The 14,963-nt window shown below is 72.8% G+C and carries 17 protein-coding genes; 6 read left to right on the top strand and 11 right to left on the bottom strand.

Going from position 1 to position 14,963, the window contains the following annotated elements; translation table 11 throughout:
- Window positions 1–76: 76 nt before the first annotated feature.
- From HCJ92_RS04095 to HCJ92_RS04080, 4 genes are all read right to left on the bottom strand, one after another.
- Complete coding sequence (locus HCJ92_RS04095) at window positions 77–577, bottom strand: hypothetical protein (RefSeq protein WP_167932011.1); 501 nt, start codon at window positions 575–577, stop codon at window positions 77–79.
- A gap of 639 nt (window positions 578–1,216) precedes the next feature.
- Window positions 1,217–2,743 carry a tripartite tricarboxylate transporter permease gene (locus HCJ92_RS04090; RefSeq protein WP_167932010.1) on the bottom strand — a complete coding sequence of 509 codons (1,527 nt, stop codon included), beginning with the start codon at window positions 2,741–2,743 and terminating at the stop codon, window positions 1,217–1,219.
- Window positions 2,743–3,453 (bottom strand): tripartite tricarboxylate transporter TctB family protein, encoded by a 711-nt coding sequence (locus HCJ92_RS04085; RefSeq protein WP_338054012.1) that lies wholly within the window; start codon window positions 3,451–3,453, stop codon window positions 2,743–2,745. Before HCJ92_RS04085 ends, HCJ92_RS04090 begins: the two co-directional genes overlap by 1 nt.
- Window positions 3,450–4,436, bottom strand: coding sequence for a tripartite tricarboxylate transporter substrate-binding protein (locus tag HCJ92_RS04080; protein WP_167932009.1), 987 nt, complete (start codon window positions 4,434–4,436; stop codon window positions 3,450–3,452). Before HCJ92_RS04080 ends, HCJ92_RS04085 begins: the two co-directional genes overlap by 4 nt.
- 130 nt (window positions 4,437–4,566) lie before the next feature.
- Between HCJ92_RS04080 and HCJ92_RS25525 the strand changes: the two genes are divergently transcribed.
- The 3 genes from HCJ92_RS25525 to HCJ92_RS04065 all read left to right on the top strand — a co-directional run bounded on the left by HCJ92_RS25525 (window position 4,567) and on the right by HCJ92_RS04065 (window position 7,030).
- The gene (locus HCJ92_RS25525) at window positions 4,567–5,376 is read left to right on the top strand and encodes an IclR family transcriptional regulator domain-containing protein (RefSeq protein WP_167932008.1); all 810 of its coding nucleotides are present in this window, start codon (window positions 4,567–4,569) and stop codon (window positions 5,374–5,376) included.
- A 132-nt stretch (window positions 5,377–5,508) separates the two neighbouring features.
- Window positions 5,509–6,090 (top strand): RraA family protein, encoded by a 582-nt coding sequence (locus HCJ92_RS04070; protein ID WP_167932007.1) that lies wholly within the window; start codon window positions 5,509–5,511, stop codon window positions 6,088–6,090.
- Entirely contained in the window at window positions 6,083–7,030 is a 948-nt protein-coding gene (locus tag HCJ92_RS04065; protein WP_338054011.1) for a hydroxyacid dehydrogenase, read from the top strand. Before HCJ92_RS04070 ends, HCJ92_RS04065 begins: the two co-directional genes overlap by 8 nt.
- A 673-nt stretch (window positions 7,031–7,703) precedes the next feature.
- On the opposite strand, the gene HCJ92_RS04060 is transcribed toward HCJ92_RS04065, so the two are convergent.
- The 4 genes from HCJ92_RS04060 to HCJ92_RS04045 all read right to left on the bottom strand — a co-directional run bounded on the left by HCJ92_RS04060 (window position 7,704) and on the right by HCJ92_RS04045 (window position 11,051).
- The gene (locus tag HCJ92_RS04060) at window positions 7,704–8,534 is read right to left on the bottom strand and encodes a citryl-CoA lyase (protein WP_338054010.1); all 831 of its coding nucleotides are present in this window, start codon (window positions 8,532–8,534) and stop codon (window positions 7,704–7,706) included.
- Window positions 8,535–8,581: 47 nt separating this feature from the next.
- On the bottom strand, window positions 8,582–9,787 hold the full coding sequence (locus HCJ92_RS04055; protein ID WP_167932005.1) for a CaiB/BaiF CoA transferase family protein: 1,206 nt from the start codon (window positions 9,785–9,787) through the stop codon (window positions 8,582–8,584).
- Window positions 9,787–10,545: an IclR family transcriptional regulator gene (locus HCJ92_RS04050; protein ID WP_167932004.1), complete on the bottom strand. Its 759-nt coding sequence runs from the start codon at window positions 10,543–10,545 to the stop codon at window positions 9,787–9,789. The genes HCJ92_RS04055 and HCJ92_RS04050 overlap by 1 nt, the downstream gene beginning before the upstream one ends.
- Window positions 10,546–10,787: 242 nt before the next feature.
- Window positions 10,788–11,051, bottom strand: a complete 264-nt coding sequence (locus tag HCJ92_RS04045; protein WP_167932003.1) for a hypothetical protein — start codon at window positions 11,049–11,051, stop codon at window positions 10,788–10,790.
- A 569-nt stretch (window positions 11,052–11,620) separates the two neighbouring features.
- On the opposite strand from HCJ92_RS04045, the gene HCJ92_RS04040 reads away from it, so the two are divergent.
- The 3 genes from HCJ92_RS04040 to HCJ92_RS04030 all read left to right on the top strand — a co-directional run bounded on the left by HCJ92_RS04040 (window position 11,621) and on the right by HCJ92_RS04030 (window position 13,960).
- On the top strand, window positions 11,621–12,109 hold the full coding sequence (locus HCJ92_RS04040) for a gamma-glutamylcyclotransferase (RefSeq protein ID WP_167932002.1): 489 nt from the start codon (window positions 11,621–11,623) through the stop codon (window positions 12,107–12,109).
- Between the two features lie 121 nt (window positions 12,110–12,230).
- Complete coding sequence (locus HCJ92_RS04035; protein WP_167932001.1) at window positions 12,231–12,929, top strand: hypothetical protein; 699 nt, start codon at window positions 12,231–12,233, stop codon at window positions 12,927–12,929.
- The gene (locus tag HCJ92_RS04030; protein ID WP_167932000.1) at window positions 12,923–13,960 is read left to right on the top strand and encodes a hypothetical protein; all 1,038 of its coding nucleotides are present in this window, start codon (window positions 12,923–12,925) and stop codon (window positions 13,958–13,960) included. The genes HCJ92_RS04035 and HCJ92_RS04030 overlap by 7 nt, the downstream gene beginning before the upstream one ends.
- A gap of 62 nt (window positions 13,961–14,022) precedes the next feature.
- Here the strand turns inward: HCJ92_RS04030 and HCJ92_RS04025 are convergent, their stop codons facing one another.
- The 3 genes from HCJ92_RS04025 to HCJ92_RS04015 are packed head-to-tail and all read right to left on the bottom strand — an operon-like array spanning window position 14,023 to window position 14,949.
- Window positions 14,023–14,361 (bottom strand): nuclear transport factor 2 family protein, encoded by a 339-nt coding sequence (locus tag HCJ92_RS04025; protein ID WP_167931999.1) that lies wholly within the window; start codon window positions 14,359–14,361, stop codon window positions 14,023–14,025.
- Window positions 14,358–14,654, bottom strand: coding sequence for a (4Fe-4S)-binding protein (locus HCJ92_RS04020; protein ID WP_167931998.1), 297 nt, complete (start codon window positions 14,652–14,654; stop codon window positions 14,358–14,360). The genes HCJ92_RS04025 and HCJ92_RS04020 overlap by 4 nt, the downstream gene beginning before the upstream one ends.
- The gene (locus tag HCJ92_RS04015) at window positions 14,641–14,949 is read right to left on the bottom strand and encodes a GNAT family N-acetyltransferase (protein ID WP_167931997.1); all 309 of its coding nucleotides are present in this window, start codon (window positions 14,947–14,949) and stop codon (window positions 14,641–14,643) included. The genes HCJ92_RS04020 and HCJ92_RS04015 overlap by 14 nt, the downstream gene beginning before the upstream one ends.
- Window positions 14,950–14,963: the final 14 nt, after the last annotated feature.

Genomic DNA, 14,963 nt, shown 5'->3' with positions numbered 1-14,963 from the left:
GCTGAGCGCAGAACGGCGGGGCGGAGCCGCGCGCGGTCGGCCTGCCGATGGCGTGGCCGCGCGGGTCGGCCAGGGGTCACTCCGGCGCGGCGTCGCCGCCGGGCGCCGTCCGGCCTTCGACGGTGGCGTCGTCCCGCTGCCGCTCTCCGCCGTTCGCTGTGCTGTCGACCGCATCGCGCGCGCGGGCGTCGCGACGCAGGAGGGTGTGGTTCAGGGCTGCCAACTGGGCTGCCAGAGCCAACTGCCCGACCGTCCAGAGGACGCTCAACGGCGCGTCACCTCCAACCGCTGCCCACACCAGCAACACCGCCCAGACCAGCGTCAGCACGGTGAAGAGTCCGCGGTTGAACCGCGCGATCAGCCGAACGGCGCGTGGCAGCGGATAGGTCGTGCCCGTCCAATCCCCGGAGCGACTGCGACGCCACAGCACCGCGGCCCCGCCCATGGCGACCGCCACCCCGGCGCCGACGAGAAGAACGACGGTCCGGCTCGCGCCGGTTGCGCCGAGTACCACCCCGGCCACCCCCGCGAGCAGCAGGATCACGCCCGGCAGCAGGACGACTCTGCGACCGTTCATCGGGCCTCCCCCGCCTCGGCGCCCCCCGATGTCGCCGCTCGGCCACCGACCGCCTGCGCCCCGGAGCGTCGGCCCGTTCCGGCCGCGGCACGCGCCGCGGTGTCCCGGCGAAACACCCTGCGCCGACCGAACCATCCGAGCGTCAGCGCCAGGCTCGACAGTGCGAACCGCAGCACGGCCCCGGCCCCCGGCCGGTGAGCGGCGCCTGGACCTGCGGAGGCGACGCCCACCACGGACGGGACCGCACCGGCCCACTGGAGCGCGGGGTCGAGACGGCGCAGACCGTCGCTCATCGGATACTCGGTCCGGCGTAATGCCATGGCAGCCTCCCGGTCGGATCGGTTCGTCACGACGGGCGGCGGTGGAAGACCCCGGAGGGGGCGGGTGGCCTTCCACCCCCTCCTACGGAGCAGGGCCGTGCCCGGCCGCCCCGTCCGCAGCGACGTTCTCCGGCCTCTGCCCCGGCGGTCCCCCCTCCATGCGCGCCCCGTACCGGTGTGCGGTCATGACCGGTCCGGGTGCATGACCGGTCCGGCCCGGCGGAGCGGGCCCGTGGCGCTACGGCCCCGACATGCACCGTGCCCCGGCCCCCGCTGGTCGCGGAGGTCGGGGCCCGTGGGGTGCGCCGTGCGCCGGAGGTCAGGCCACCGGGGTCATCAGCCGGCTCTCCTCCTTCTTCCGCGCCCGGGAGCGCTGGACGAGGAGGCCGGTGACGCCGAGCGCGAGGACGATGTACAGCGTCGCGGAGATGGGGCTGGAGACCAGGGCGAACGGGTCACCCTCGCTGACGGCCATGGTGCGCCGGAACTCGGTCTCGGCGAGCGGGCCGAGGATGACGCCGATCAGCACGGGGGCGACCGGCAGCCCGTACCGCCGCATCCCGAAGCCCAGCAGGCCGATGGCGAGCACCAGGACCAGGTCGAAGACCTTGCTGCTGGTGGCGTAGATGCCGAGCATCGCGAAGACGGTGATACCGGCGTAGAGGTAGTGCCTCGGCACCTTCAGCAGCTTCGCCCAGAGCGGGGCGAACGGCAGGTTGAGGATCAGCAGCACGACCATGCCGATGAAGAAGCTGGCCAGCAGCGCCCAGACCAGTTCGCTGGCGCGCTCGAAGAGCAGCGGGCCGGGCTGCAGCCCGTACTGGCGGAAGGCGGCCAGCAGCACCGCCGCGGTGGCGGAGGTCGGCAGGCCCAGCGCGAGCAGCGCGCCCATGGCGGTGCTGGCGGTGGCGTTGCCGGCCGCTTCCGGGCCGGCGACGCCTCGGCCGTCGCCGCGCCCGAACATGTTGCCGGGCTTGCGGGCGGCGAGGCGGCGCTCGGTGCCGTAGGCGAGGAAGGTCGGCACCTCGGAGCCGCCGACGGGGATGATGCCGAACGGGACACCGATGGTGGTGCCGCGCACCCACGCCGGGAGCGCGAGGCGGAACTCCTTGCGGGAGAGCCACAGTCGGCCGGCGGAGGTGATGAGCTTCGCCTCCTCCTTGGTGCCGCGTCGGGCAGCGACGGCGATGACCTCGCCGAGGGCCAGCAGGCCGACGGTGATCACCACGATGTTGATGCCGTCGAAGAGTTCGGGCATCCCCCCGGTGAACCGGGAGGCGCCGGACATGCCGTCGATGCCGACCAGGGCGATGGCGAGGCCGATGACGAGCGAGGTCAGACCCCGCAGAATCGATTCGCCCACCACCGCCGAGATGGCGACGAACGCGAAGACCGCGAGGGCCAGGTACTCGGCCGGACCGAAGTGGGTGGCGAGTCTCGCCAACGACGGTGCGAAGAAGACCACGAGGATCGCGGCGACGGTGCCGCCGAAGAACGAGGCGATCGCGGAGGTGGCCAGCGCCTGCGCGGCCCGGCCGTCCTGGGCCATCTTGTGGCCCTCGATGGTGCTCGCGATGGCGGTGCTGTTGCCCGGCGTGTTCATGAGAATGCCGGAGATGGAGTCGCCGAACAGTCCGCCGAAGAGCACACCGGCGAACATGATGAACGCGCCGATGGGGTCGAGGGAGAAGGTGACCGGCAGCAGCAGCGCCACGGCCATCGCGGAGCCGAGCCCCGGGAGCACGCCGACGGCGGTGCCGAGCAGGGCGCCCACGAACACCCACAGCAGGTTCATGGGGGTGAGGACGGTCAGGAAGCCGTCCCCGAGGTTGCTCAGCTGGTTCATCAGAAGACTCCCGCGAGGATGCCGGGGGGAAGGTTGAGGCCCAGCCCCGCGGAGAAGGCCAGCTGGATGCTGGAGGACATCGCGACCGCCACGAAGATGTCGAAGACCGGTCGGCGGCTGCCGAGGGTGCGTGCGACGCCCCAGAAGAGCAGCGCACCGGCGATGATCCAGCCGAGCGGCACGAGCAGCGCGATGAAGACGATCACGGTGCCGACCAGGCCGAGCACGGCGGGCCGGTTGGAGCGGATGCGCGCCGGCTCCTCGACCTCGGCGCCGCCGACTGCCGGGGGTTCACCGGCGGCGGTCGCGCCGCCGATCGCGGTGGTGTCGCGGTCAGGGGTGGCGGCGGTCGTGGCCGGGGTCGCGTCGGCGGCCTGCGGGGTGTCACCGGCCCCCGCGCCGGCAGGTGAGGTACCGGCGGGCACGGCCGTGGTGGCGGCCCGCCCGGCGGTGCGGACACCGACCTGCTCCGGCTCCGGGTTGCGCAGCACGTCCACGGCGAGGAGCACCGCGAAGACCAGGCAGGCGACCGAGATGAACGCGGGGAACACTTGCGGGCCGGGCGAGGCGACCCCGCTCGGCACGTCCATGGTGAACGTCCCGATCGCGAGGACGATCCCGGCGACCAGCAGCAGCGCCGGAATGACGAGGCCGGTCCGGCGCGCGAGGAAGTCCGACTGCCCACGGTCGGGAACGGGTTCGGTGGTCACAGCCCCAACTCCTCGATGACGGCGTCGACCCGGGCCTGGTCTTCGCTGATGAATGCGGCGAAGTCGTCACCGGTGAGCAGGGCGTCGACCCACTTGTTGCGGTCGAGGGCGTCCTGCCACTCCGGGGTCTCCGCCATCTCCTCGACGATGTCGATGAGTTCGCGGCGCTGTTCGTCGGTGATCCCGGGCGGGGCCACCAGACCACGCCAGTTGGGCAGCGCCACGTCGATGCCCTGCTCGATGAGGGTCGGGGTGTCGATGCCGTCGACGGGCTCCTCGGCCGAGATGGCGAGGGCGCGGAGGTTGCCGGCCTCGATCTGGTCGCGGAAGTCGTTGTAGCCGCTGACGCCGAGCTCCACCGTGTGGGAGAGCAGCGCGGTGAGGACCTCGCCGCCGCCGGCGAAGGCGATGTAGTTCATCTGCTCCGGGTCGACGCCCGCCTCGCGGGCGGTGAGGCCGGCGAGCAGGTGGTCGGTGCCGCCGAGGCCGCCGCCGCCGATGGCGTGGCTGCGGGGGTTCTCGCGCCACGCCTCGATGAAGTCGTCCAGCGTCTCGTACGGCGAGTCGGCGGGGACGATGAGGACCTCGTAGTCCTCGGCGAGCCGGGCGATCGGGGTGGTGTCCGCGAGGTCGACCGGGCTGTTGTTGACGGTAATGGCGCCTTCCATCACCGTTCCCGTCATCATCATCCGCGTCGGGTCGGCGCCGAGCTCGACGAACTGGCCGAGCCCGATGGTGCCGCCCGCGCCGGGGACGTTGACGACCTGGACGTTGTTGACGATCGAGCCGGCGCGAAGCGCCTGTTGGAGCTCCCGTGAGGCGAGGTCCCAGCCGCCGCCGGGCGCCGCCGGCGCCGTGACGGTGAGCTTGGACCGCGGTGTGGCGCCCGAGGTGGAGTTGCTGGCGTCCACCGCGGCGAACCCCGCGAGGACCAGCGTTGCCGCGACCCCGAGGACCGCGAGCGCGGGACGTTTCTTCCGCACGGTCACTCCTTGATTGGCCTGTTTGCAGAGGGTTTGGGCCACCCGAGGGTGTCCGCCTAGTAGATATAGATGACCGCCAGGTGGTATACAACCCTTCAGTTCGAACAGATTTCAGAGGAGGCCCTGGATCGTGTCCGCAACTACCGCAGACGGCGGCGACAACGCCGGTGGAATCCGGGCCGTGAGCCGGGCGTGGCGCGTGCTGCGCGCCTTCACTCCGGACCGCATGTCCCTCTCCCTCGCCGATCTCGTCCGGGAGACCGGCCTGCCGAGGACCACCGTCCTCCGGCTGGTGGACACCCTGGCCGGCGAGGGACTGCTGGAGGTGGGCGCGGACGCGCAGATCCGCGTCGGCACCAGCCTCATCGCGTTCGCCGCGTTCGCCGAGTCCGCCTGGGCGGTCCCGGCGGCGTCCCTGGCGCGGATGCGCGCCCTGGCCGCCGAGACGGGCGAGACCGTCAGCCTGTACGTGCGGGAGGGCACCCGCCGGGTCGTCGTCGGCCAGGCGCCGAGCCCCAACACCCTCCGGCACGCGGTGCAGCCCGGAGACGAGCTGCCGATGACCGTCGGCTCGGCGGCCTACGTGCTGCTGGGCATGGAGCCGGAGGCGGAGCTCGACGGCCTGATCGCCCGCATAGTCGCCGACGCCGACGCCGGTGACACCGCCGGCACGGCGGACGCAGGGGAGATCCGCGAGGGGGTGGCCCTGGCCACCTCGCAGGGGTGGAGCCTGACCCACGGGCAGCGCGAGGCGGGGAACAGCGGCCTGGCCGTCCCCGTCCGGTTCCCCGACGCCCGCCGCCCCGCCCGCACCGTCGTCCTGGCGCTGGGCGGGCCCACCGTCCGCTTCACCGAGGACAAGATCCCCGGCTTCGTGCACGCCGTCCGCCGGTGCGCCGAGGACGTGGCCCGCACCGGGCTGCCCCCCGCGCTCTACTGACGGCTGCCGCCGCCCGCCCGGCGGGAGGACCGCCCGCACCACGCCCGGTACCTCGTCACGCCCGGCGCCCCGCCCGCACCTCGCCCCGCCCGTGGCCACCGACCGGCCGCGGCTCCGACCACAGGGAGAACCGTGCCCGACCACCCCGCCCCCGGCGCCCTGCCGGCCGCCACACTCTCCGACGCGATGAACCGGTTCGGGGCCGTCGAGGGCATCCGCCCGCTGTGGCGCGGCGCCGTCCTCTCGGGACCGGCCTTCACCGTCTGGACCCGCCCCGGTGACAACAAGGGCCTCCACGCCGCCTTCGAGACCATCCGCCGCGGCGAGATCCTGGTGGTGAACGGCGGTGGCGACACCACCCGCGCCGTCATCGGCGAGTTGATCGTCCAGAAGGCCAAGGCCCTGGAGATCGGCGGCATCATCCTCGACGCCGCCGCGCGGGACGTCGCGGAGCTGGAGGAACTCGGTGTCCCGGTCTTCGCCCGCGCCGTCACCCCGGCCGGCCCGTGGAAGAACGGCCCGTTCCGCGTCGGCGAGCCGATCGCCGTGGGCGGGGTCCCGGTCCACCCCGGGGACTGGGTCGTCGGCGACGACGACGGCGTCACCGTGGTGCCCCGGGCCCGGGTGGCGGAGACCGTGGCGGCGGCCGAGCGGCTGATCGAGGGCGAAGCCGAACGCCGTGCGGCCAACCAGAAGTTGGTGCCCCGTGACTGAGCAGGGCACCGCGGGCGCCGACCGTGCCGGCGGCCGTCCGCTGGTGTGGATTCCCCGGCCGGTCCACGAGGACGCGGTCGCCAGACTGCGGGAGCACGCCGAGGTGAGCCTCGGGCACGGCCCCGACGCGGCGACCTTCGACGAGGTCTGCGACCGCGTCACCGCGATCCTGCTGCGGACCGCCCGTGTCGACGGCGACATGATGCTACGCGCGCCGAACCTGCGGGTCGTCGCCCGCCACGGCGTCGGTCTGGACACCGTCGACACCGACCGGGCGCACGAACTGGACATCGCGGTCACCACCACGCCCGCCGCCAACACCCGTTCGGTGGCCGAGCACACCATCGCGCTCCTGCTGGCGGTGAGACGGGGAATCGGGATCGCCGTCCGCAACGAGGGCGGCGACGTCCGCTCCTCGATCAGCGGCCGGGAACTGTCCGGCGCCACACTGGGGTTGGTCGGCTACGGCCGGATCGCACGCGATGTCGCGGCCATCGCGTCCCACGGCTTCGGCATGCGGATCCTCGCCCACGATCCCGGGCTGAGCGACACGGGGATCAGGGACGCCGGCGCCGAACCGGTGGACCTGCCGACGCTGCTCACCGACTCGGACAACCTCAGCCTCCACGTCCCGCTGGTACCGGCGACACGCGGGCTCATCGGGCTGCCGCAGCTCAGGGCGCTGCCCCGGGGCGCGGTGGTCCTCAACACCGCGCGGGGCGGGGTTCTCGACGAGGCCGCACTACTGACGGCGATCCGCGAGGGCCACCTCGCGGGCGCCGGTCTGGACGTCACCGCCGTCGAGCCGCTGCCGGCGGACCACCCGCTGCGGGCGGAGCCCAGCGTCGTCATCACCCCGCACGTGGGGGCGCAGACGGAGGAGGCGATGCGCCGCGTGGCGCTGGAGGCGGCCGACCACGTCATCGCCCACCTGGGCTGATCGGCGCGGGCGGCGTGGGCCGGTGGTGCCGCGACGGCCTTCGCGGCAACACCGGCCCACGTGTGGGCGCTCGGGCTCAGCACCAAGAGGCCTGCCCGCCCGCGCCGATCGCGGCGATGGCGCCGCAGGTGACACGCGTGCGGGAGATCGCGTTCACGCGCATGGGGTGTCTCTTCCTTCGTCCTGGGTTGACCGAGGTGGAGCGCCGCAGTCGGTGTCGACCGCGGTGGCTGGGGACGGGCTGTCGGCGCCTGTCACTGAGCTTGTTCTTTTTCTTTCGGCTTCGAGTGGTGTCTCGAAGCCGAAAGAAAAAGAACAAGCTGAGGGCCGGGCGGCGCCGGCCGTTTCGGGCGGGCCGGGGACGACTCCTAACCGCTCCCTGAGGGATGTATCGGCCCGGAAGTCGTGCGAGTCTGCACCGGCCGGTGACGAGGTGAGTCTCCGCGAGCGCACGTGACCTTGCTGCTCGCGCGTGCTGCGGGTGCTCCGCTGCTACTGCATGGCCCCCTTGGCGGCCGGAGTGCGGTCGGCCGCTGTCGCGAGGCCGCGCGGGCGGCACGTGCGTCGGTGTGCTTCATCGAGTACTGCCCCTCCCCTGCGAGCGCCCCTGCCGCGCCTCCGCGCGACCAGCCCGCTCGCAGGGAAGGCGCGGCGGGGGCCGCCCGGGCGAGGGCTACTCCCCCGCGGGCACCTCGTCCGCCCCGCGCCGGGGCAGCTCCCGTTCGGCGGGGCCGTGGTAGCCGGCGAGCAGCGGGCGGGGCAGCGGGCCCTTGATGCGCGCGCCACCCTCGCTCTCCTCCCAGGCGTGCGAGAGGATGCCCACGCTGCGGGAGAGCACGAACAGGCCGCGGCCGAGTTCGGCGGGGAACCCCAACTCGGCGTAGATTATGGCGGTCGCGCCGTCGATGTTCATCGGCACCGGCCGGGCGCGGCCCTCCGCCAGCGCGGCTTCCAACTCCTCGCCTGCCCGCAGGGCGTCACCGCTGACCTCGCCCGCCGCCACCGCCTCGCGCACCAGCTCCAGCAGCGGGTCGCGGCGCGGGTCGCGCGGGTGGAAGCGGTGCCCGAACCCCGGTACGTAGGCGCGGCGTTGCCGGTACTCGGCGACGATCTCGCGGGCGTCCTCGCCTCCGACGACGCGGGCCAGTACCTCCATGCACTGCTGCCCGGCGCCGCCGTGGACGTCGCCGAGCAGCCCGGCTCCGGTGGCGACCGCGCTGTTGAGCCCGACCCCGCAGGTGGCGGCCATCCGGGCGGCGGCGATCGACGGCGCCTGCGGCCCGTGGTCCACCGCGGCCACCAGGGCCGCCTCCAGCAGTCGGCCCTGCACGGGCGTGGGGAGTTCACCACGCACCATGAGCCAGATCTGCTCCGCGAAGCTGACCTTGCCGATCAGCTGCTCGACGGGGTAGCCGCGCAGCAGGATCTCGCCGGGCCGGATACGGGAGACGGCGGTGGACCAGTGGTCGGTGATCCGCCGTTCGGGGACGGTTCGTTCACCCACCGGCTGCTCTGCTTCCGGGCCACCGGCGGACGGCGTTGTGGGACCACTCATACGGCACCGCTCTCTCGCAGCTCGGCGATCTCTTCCGGGCCGTAGCCCAGGTCGGTCAGGAACGCGTCGGTGTGCTCGCCGAGCAGCGGCGGCGGGGCCGGGGCCGGCGCCGGTGCGGCGTCCACCCGGAGCGGGCTCCCCAGCACGCTCAGCGAACGGTCCCGCCCGTCGGGGAAGGCGATCTCCTGCACGAACTCCCGTGCCGCCAGGTGCTCCAGACCGAGCGCGTCGGGCACGGAGAGCACCCGGGCCGCCGGGACACCGGCGTCGGAGAGGACGTCCTCCCACTCCGCCGCCGGGCGGGCGGCGAGACCCGCCTCTACCTCCTCCCGCAGTTCCTCGCGGCGCGCCTTGCGGTCGGCGGGGTGGGCGAACCTTTCGTCGGTGGCGAGTTCCTCCCGTCCGATCAGTCGGCAGAGCGTGGCGAACTGCTGCTGGCGGTTGGCGGCGATGTTGAGGTGCCCGTCGGCGGTGCGGAAGGTGCCGGAGGGAGCGGCGGTGAAGTTCTCGTTGCCCATCGGCTGCGGTTCCCGGCCGGTGATCAGGTAGTTGGAGGTCACCCAACCCATCGCGGTCAGCGCCGACTCCAGCATGGAGACGTCGAGGAAGGCCCCCTCGCCGGTCCGGCCGCGCCGCACCAGTGCGGCGGTGATGGCGTAGGCGGCGGCCATCCCGCCCAGGGTGTCGGCGACCGGGTAGCCGGCGCGCAGCGGCGCCGTGTCCGGTGTCCCGGTGACGCTCATCATGCCGCTGAGCCCCTGGATGATCTGGTCGTAGGCGGGGCGGTCCCGCATGGGGCCGCTCTGACCGAAGCCCGATATGGCGCAGTAGACGAGGCCGGGGTTCTCGGCGCGCAGCGTCTCCCAGCCGACGCCGAGGCGGTCCATGACGCCGGGGCGGAAGTTCTCCAGCACCACGTCGGACTCGCGGACGGCGCGCAGCAGCACCTCGCGGCCGGCGGGCGACTTGAGGTTGAGGGTGAGGGAGCGCTTGCCCGCGTTCTGCGCGAGGAAGGAGGCGCCGAGCAGGTCGTCGGCGAGGCCGCGGTCGGCACCGAGCTGCCGGGCGAGGTCACCGGCGCCGGGGATCTCCACCTTGACGACGTCCGCGCCCTGGAGGGCGAGCTGATAGCCCGCGAACGGGCCGGCGAGCACGTTGGTGAGGTCGAGGACGCGGACCCCTCCGAGCAGGGCGGATGACATCAGGCGGTTCCTCCGATGCAGTCGAGCGTGGTCAGGGCGCGGGCCGTCTCCAGCAGCGGAGGCAGGAAGCCGGCCACCGCCTCCTCGGTGAAGCGGATCGTGGGCCCGCCGAGCGCGACGGCGGCACTCATCCGGCCGGAGCCGGTGAACACCGGCGCGGCGACACCGGAGACCCCCGGCTCGCGCTCGCCGTGGCTGACGGCGTGGCCGTCGGCCACGGCCCGGCGGACCCGCTGCCACAGCGCGTCGGACCAGTCGTCGTGCGGCGCGCGGGCGGCGATGGCGGCCACGTCGGCGCCATCGGCGTCGGACAGCAGGACGTGGCTGGCTGCGCCGGACCACAGCGGCATCTCCTCGCCCACGTGGACGACGTGCCGCAGCGAGCGGGTGCCCTCGTGGCGGGCGATGCAGACACGGGCGGCCTGCTGCCGGACGTAGAGGTGCACCGTCTCGCCGCTGCTGGCGGCGCTCAGGTCGGCGAGGAGCCGCTTCGCCTGCTCAGGGAGGCGCCAGGTGCGGTTCGCCAGCTCGCCCCAGCGCAGCAGGCCGGTCCCGGGCACGATGCGGCCGTCGCCTCTCGCCCACAACAGCCCCGTCTGTTCCAGGGTGTGGACGAGGCGGACGACCGTGGTCTTGGGGAGCCCGGTGGCGTCCACCAGTTCCCGCACCGAGCGGCTGGGATGGTCGGTGTCGAAGAGGGCCAGCAGGTCGATCGCGCGCTGCACGCTGCGGACGCCGCCGGAGTCTGCCTCGGCCATGAGCGGGGTCGCCCTCCTCGGTCCTGGGTACGTCCGCGCCGCCGACCGGCGCGCGGCTGCCCCCATCACACCATCGAACCGACTGGCGGCACAAGTGTTCCATCAGGTGGTACAGCGCTCCCCTGCCTCCGAGGACCGACCGCGTCGGAGCGTCGGGGCGGGCGCGCATGCGGGCCCGCCCCACCGCCACGGGTGGGGCGGGCCCGGCGCAGCTGCACTGCGGTCCCGGCCGAGGCCGGCGACTACCCCGGGTCCCGGTGCTCCGACCTGCCACGGACCGCGGGACGGGCGACCGCGTAGCCGACCGCCACACACCCCGCGGCAGCACACCCCCACCCGACCGCGCCACTGCCCGCGCCACCGATCACCGCCGCGAGCGCGTGCGCCAGCACCCCGACGACCGCGCTCACGACGGCGCCGTGCCGGAGGTAGTCACGCGGCCTCGACACCCCCTCAGGAAGACACCGCACCAGCAGTGACACCAACACCACCGTCAGCAGAGCCATGCGGGCCGCCTCTCCGGACGACCGTGGCGACGTCCCGCGCGCACACCGGCCGAGGGCGGGGCGCCGCTTCCACGGCCCCGCCCCCGCCGCCGGCGCCGTCCCCGCCGCACACCGCACACCGCACACCGCACACCGACTCACGCTTCGTCCTCTGCGATGACGTCTGTATCGGCGTCGGTATCGGCTCACGCACAGACGTCTGCAACGGCTCGCGCATAGACGCTCCCCACCGGGCCCCCGCCCTCCCCACCCCCGCCGCCACAGAAGACCTGCCGCCCCCGAGCGGCCTGACGAGGCCCGAGCGTAGCGATCCGACCCCGGAAAGCTCGGCGATCGATCTCCTTCCGGCCACTCCGGCCCGCGCCCACCCGACCGTCCGGCACTCCCGGGCGGGGCACCCCCGGCGCGCCATCTCTCCGAGGCGTCCGACGGAGGCGTCCGACGGAGGCGTCCGGCCACGCGACGCTCAACTGGGCTGAGGGACGCCCGAATCGGACGCCGTCGCCGGGGTAACCGAGCCGTAAGACCGCCATCCCGCCCGGCCCCGGACAACCACCGTGGAGTTCACCGTGCCCGACGCGTTCCCTCCCGACAACTCGACCGGCCCGCAGCAGATAGCGCAGGGACGACTGGCCGAAGGACCGAGAAGCCTCTTCGTCTACGGCACTCTCCAGTTCGAGTCCGTGCTCATCGGCCTTCTCGGCCGACTGCCGCAACTCGCCGCCACCTCGGCCCCCGGCTGGCGCGCCGCCCCGCTCGAAGGCCGCGTCTACCCGGGCCTCGTCCTCGCCCCCGGAGTCACCGCGGACGGCTACGTCCTCACGGATCTCACCGCTCGCGAGTGGCTCGTCATCGACGCCTTCGAGGACGACGAGTACGACCTCGGGCGCATCATCCTCGCCTCCGGCGAGGAGAGCTGGTCATATCTGTGGCGGGGCGAGGAACTGCGCGGCGACGACACCTGGAACGCCGAGACGTTCCGCCAGGAACACCTCGGCGTCTACGCCGCCCGCTGCGCCCGACTCGGCCCCCTCCTGGCACAGGACGCCCGCGTATGAGCCGGACACCGAGCACCCTCGCAAGGCGGGTCAGCCGGAACCGGTGACTCTGTAGCGGCGTCGATACCGAACGATACGGTTGGGGAGCCGTTGTGTTCGAACCGATCCTGGGGGTACCCGCGTGAACCGCCGACCTCGCCACGCCCACCGCCGCACCACCACAGCACTCGCCGCGGTCGCAGCCGCCGGCTTGCTGCTCTCCGCCTGTGGAAGTGACGCCGCCGACGAGGAGATCGCGGGGGTCGACCGGGGTGAGACCCGGGACGACGACGCGGCGAACGACGAGCCGGACACGGACGCGGACGACGGCGACGAGACCGACGCGCCCGCAGAGGATGCCGTCGACCGCCCCGACATCCAGGTGGCGGACTCGCTGGAGATGGTCTTCGAGGAGCCCGACACCGGGGACCCGGAGCACGACGCGATCCTCACGGACAGCCAGTGGCAGATCAAGTCCGTCTTCGAGGTCCTGACCACGCACGACCTGGAGAACTCCTCGGTCGGCTTCTACACGACCGGCGAGTCCTACATGCAGGACATGGAGGCCCTTGAGTTCCTCGTCTCCGAGGGCAGGACTTCGGAGGGTGAGATGCGCTTCTACAAGCACCGGGTCACCGAGTCCGACGGCAGCGTCGCCTTCGTCGAGTACTGCAGAGACTTCAGCCAAGTAGTCGGAACCTACTTCGAGACCGGAGAGACACGCTCGGAGGCCAACCCCGATGCAGAAGCCACCTATTACAAGGCCCGGTTGCAGGTGAACGACCTCGGCGTGTGGCAGACCACCGACACCGAGATCGAGGAGTCGTCCTCAAAGTGCTGAGCGCTAAGCGGGTCTGGGCAACGTGCGCCGGCGCGGCGGCCGTCACCCTGGTCGCAGCCCTGCCCGCAGCAGCTTCTGATGACTGGGGGGAAGCCAGACCCGGTACCGGCGGCGAGTCGGACGGCAGCGGGAGCATCGGAGCCGGCGTCGGCACCGGGACGCCGGAAGATGTACGCGTCACCTTCACCCCCAGGGCGTCGGGCCCCGAAGGGGCACTGAAGACGACCTCATGGACTCCTCCCGCCTGCTACTACGCCCCACTGCGCACGCCGGAGGAAGCGGAGGGCTACTGGAGCGACTTCATGGCGCGAATGACCTCCCCGCCATTCCCGCAGGAGGATGTCGAGTCGGGCTGGGCATCGCACGACCGCTTCTTGGAGGAGTTTCCGGACTACAACCTGGATGAGCAGGGGAATGGAGCGTTCTGGGGGGTCGTGCGCAACGATGCCTACCCCCTTGAGGAACGCACTGCCTGCGAACCCCGCACCTTCTGGGTGGACTTCTCGGACCCGCCGCCGGTCGAGGAGTTGGCGATCCAGACCGACGGGCTTGCCGAACTCGCCTGGGAGCAGACGCGGGTACCGGACACCGAGGTGTCGCTGAACCCGGAGGGGACACAGAAGGTCAACCTGCCGACCTGGGTCTGGCTCGACTCGGCGCAGTTCGAACCCGTCACCGTGCGCGCCGAGCTGGACGGCTACGGCATCTGGGCCGAGACGACGGCGACGCCGACCGAGCTGCACCTCCAACCGGGCGCCGACGCGCGCGCCTTCCCCGCCTCCGGCCGCTGCACCCTCACCGACGGCAGCGTCGGACAGCCGTGGTCGCCCGGCCGGTCCGGCGAGGACCCACCCTGCGGCGTCCAGTACCAACACGCCACCCACAACACCGGTCCCCACCAGCTACAGGCGACCCTCACCTGGGACGTCACCTGGACTGACCACGCCGGCAACGGCGGGGGGCTCCCCGCCGGCAGCGTCGCCACCACCACGGACATCACCGTCGAAGAAGTCCAGACAATCGTCCGCTGACACCCCAACAGCGCGTGCACCGCCGACGGCGCACGGTGCACCGGCACCACCGCGTCGCCCGGTCACACCATGGAGATGCCCGCAGCAGTGGCCTCGGGGGCGACGAGGTCGACGACAACGACGGGCTTCGCGGCCCAACCGTTGACGACGCTGTGGGTGAAGGCCAAGTTGCCCTGGGTGGAGACCCGTTGCCGCTCCCAGGAGAAGCCGTCGAGCGTCGGGACCACGGTGCGGAGCGTGTCGAGGCCGCCGCGCATCTGCGGGCTGTGCTGCACGTAGGGCTCGGCCCAGTACCGTTCGAGGGCGGTGAGGTCCCCCTCGACGAACAGCTCGCGCATGGCGGTCAGCACGAGGTCCGTGTTGCGCCGGGCCGGGTCGGCGGAGGCGATGTGGTCGTTCATGCTCGTGTCTCCTCCGTGTCGCCGGGGGCGGCGAGTCGGTACTGCAGCGCCCCGGAGGGGCAGCGGTCGACGACTTCGGCGACGCGGTCGGCGCCGGCAGCGTCGGGGGTGATCCACGGTCGTCGTCCGGGGTCGAAGACCTGCGGCAGACCGCCGACGCACTCGGCGGCGTGCTTGCAGAGCGCGGCCTCGAAGCTCACCGCCACGGCCCGGCCCCGGTAGGTCCGCACGCCCGGCGCCGGGTCGGTCGCCGCCGCAGCGGGGGCCGTGCCCTCGGGCTCAGTCGCTGACATTGCTGCGCGACTGGTAGAGCAGGTCCTGGTAGTCCGGGTGCCGTGCGATCCACTGCGCGAAGAACGGGCAGGTCGCCAGCACGCGCAGGTTGTCGGCGCGTGCCGCGTCGAGGGCGCGAGAGACCAGGGCGGAGCCGACGCCCTGGCCTTCGTGCCCGGGTTCGACCTCGGTGTGGGTGAAGGCGATGAGTTCCGGGGTGCGGATGTACTCGGCACGGCCCGCGACCTCGGTCCGGCCGTCCACACGCGCCTCGTACCGCTTGAGTTCGGGTACGTCGCGTACTTCGACTGACATGTGCTCTCCATCGT

The sequence above is a fragment of the Streptomyces spiramenti genome, assembly GCF_012034385.1.
Lineage (GTDB): Bacteria > Actinomycetota > Actinomycetes > Streptomycetales > Streptomycetaceae > Streptomyces > Streptomyces spiramenti.
This window is presented reverse-complemented; position numbering and strand designations above follow the sequence as displayed.

Coding starts and splice junctions, on each gene's coding strand:
- HCJ92_RS04095 (WP_167932011.1), bottom strand. CDS start 577: ATGAACGGTCGCAGAGTCGTCCTGCTGCCGGGCGTGATCCTGCTGCTC.
- HCJ92_RS04090 (WP_167932010.1), bottom strand. CDS start 2,743: ATGAACCAGCTGAGCAACCTCGGGGACGGCTTCCTGACCGTCCTCACC.
- HCJ92_RS04055 (WP_167932005.1), bottom strand. CDS start 9,787: ATGTCATCCGCCCTGCTCGGAGGGGTCCGCGTCCTCGACCTCACCAAC.
- HCJ92_RS04050 (WP_167932004.1), bottom strand. CDS start 10,545: ATGGCCGAGGCAGACTCCGGCGGCGTCCGCAGCGTGCAGCGCGCGATC.
- HCJ92_RS04045 (WP_167932003.1), bottom strand. CDS start 11,051: ATGGCTCTGCTGACGGTGGTGTTGGTGTCACTGCTGGTGCGGTGTCTT.
- HCJ92_RS04025 (WP_167931999.1), bottom strand. CDS start 14,361: ATGAACGACCACATCGCCTCCGCCGACCCGGCCCGGCGCAACACGGAC.
- HCJ92_RS04020 (WP_167931998.1), bottom strand. CDS start 14,654: ATGTCAGCGACTGAGCCCGAGGGCACGGCCCCCGCTGCGGCGGCGACC.
- HCJ92_RS04015 (WP_167931997.1), bottom strand. CDS start 14,949: ATGTCAGTCGAAGTACGCGACGTACCCGAACTCAAGCGGTACGAGGCG.